The sequence below is a fragment of the Vibrio sp. SSH13-20 genome (genome assembly GCF_040104475.1).
In the GTDB taxonomy this organism is placed as follows: Bacteria; Pseudomonadota; Gammaproteobacteria; order Enterobacterales; family Vibrionaceae; genus Vibrio; species Vibrio harveyi.
Window position 1 is genome coordinate 1 of the sequence record NZ_JBECOU010000032.1, and the last position, 1,844, is coordinate 1,844.

The following is a 1,844-nucleotide window of genomic DNA, read 5'->3' on the forward strand; positions in this document are numbered from 1 at the left end:
AACCACATAACAAATTGTTTAAGAGGGATTCGCAACGCGTGGCATTTTTACTATGCGTTAGTTTTAGTGTTTAAGGTGGTATGCGGCGGCTTTGGTATTGCGTTGCTCACCCCTTAACAAGGCGTTAGTCGCCAGAAAAAGCTAGCAATCAAAATCATGTTTCTAAGATCAAAACTTGGCTACTGGTTGTTTGATTCATAGTTCCATCTTCGACGATCAAAGCTCATTTTCATTGGTTCTAAATCAATGCATTGCTATTTTCTAAGCGGTTGTTTAGTTCTTTGGTGGTGATAGAGCGGGGCAATCGAAAATCTGTTTTTGGTTGCAAATCTGCTCGGTGAGTTTGTTGGTTTAAAGGCTTATTTACTTGCTGAAAAGACGTTTTCTCTGGTGTTGTAAGTTCCACGTGGTTTCAGTGACTTTGTTGAAAGTCCGCACTGTGAGATTGGTTTTCCAAAAGCGCTTTTTGGTGTTGTCAGTCCGTTTTCTCCGGCGTTTTATGTTTCAAGTGGTTTCATTGAGTAGCCGCTTTGAGACTACGCCTGACTTAAATGCATCAAAGCACATAAAGTTTGTTGTTCGCAAAGTTTAGTTCGGCTTAAAATTGTCGCTCGGTGCCTCGCGACTAACAAACTGCTCAAGAGGGATTCGCAACGCGTGGCATTTTTACTATGCGTTGAATTTAGTGATTAAGGTGGTTTGCGGTAGCATTGGTATTGCGTTGCTCACCCCTTAGCAGGGCGTTAAATTTCGATGAGGTATCGATGACACAATTTAAAGATATGGAAACTGAAGAGGGTATGCTTCTATGGCGAGAGTGCTTTAAGAAGCACATAGAAATTCTTCATACTCATGAAATTAATATTAGAAATTGTGGTTTTGAAAGACCAATTAAACTATATCCATTACTCGCTGCAATCATTGAAGATTCGATTTCGTTAGATATTTTGGCGACTCATTCTCGAATAAATCAGTGTTATGTAATTTCTCGTGCATTATTGGAAAGGGTTATAAATTTGAGTTACTTGCTGTACTCATCAGAAGAGGAATATTCCTCATTTGTCGAATACACAAAGAACAAAGCCGCCAGAAGCCTATCACGGAAAATCGAGATTGACGGTGTGGAGAAAGTAAGACTTAACTTCGCAAACGAGAACTATCAATTGTCTGAAGATTACAGTAAAGCGGTTGAGCGCTTTACTAGTCCAAATGGGCGTGAAATTCCGCGTTGGACAAAACTTAACATTGATAAAAGAGCTGATTTCTTGGACAAGAAATCGGGGAAAAATTTATTGCTTCACGTCCTAATGATATACGCTGATGCTTCCGAAGCATTACACGGTACGTTGTATGGCGCTCTTTTCCATTTAGGCATATTTGTTCCCGGCACGGATTTGGATAGTGCCGCTGATCAAAATAAACAGAAGTTTAATAGTTTATCGTTTCTTTACTTTATGGCTAGTAGCGCTATTGGCACATTGTTGTTTTGCTTTCGAGAGCACGGTGTTGACTTGAGTGATGCTTATGAAGAAGCGGACAATATTTTTAATCTGGCAGCAGAAGAGTCAGGTTTAGCTCATGAAGCTCGGCAGTAATTCGAAATTTAACAAACTGTTTAAGAGTGATTCGCAACGCGTGGCATTTTTACTATGCGTTGGTTTTAGTGTTTAAGGTGGTATGCAGCAGCTTGGGTATTGCGTTGCTCACACCTTAACAGGGCGTTAGGAGGTATATGAACATTGATATGAGTCACGTCGAAGCAAGTATTCGGCGCTTTTACAAAAGTGCTACAGTTTTAGCGAAGTCAGCATCTGGTATACAACAAGGAGAAATGGAGTTTTATC

Annotated in this window: 1 protein-coding gene; it reads left to right on the top strand. The window is 40.2% G+C overall.

Going from position 1 to position 1,844, the window contains the following annotated elements; all coding sequences use genetic code 11:
* The first annotated feature begins 764 nt into the window (after positions 1 to 764).
* On the top strand, positions 765 to 1,595 hold the full coding sequence (locus ABMY42_RS26260) for a DUF5677 domain-containing protein (protein ID WP_349266982.1): 831 nt from the start codon (positions 765 to 767) through the stop codon (positions 1,593 to 1,595).
* Positions 1,596 to 1,844: the final 249 nt, after the last annotated feature.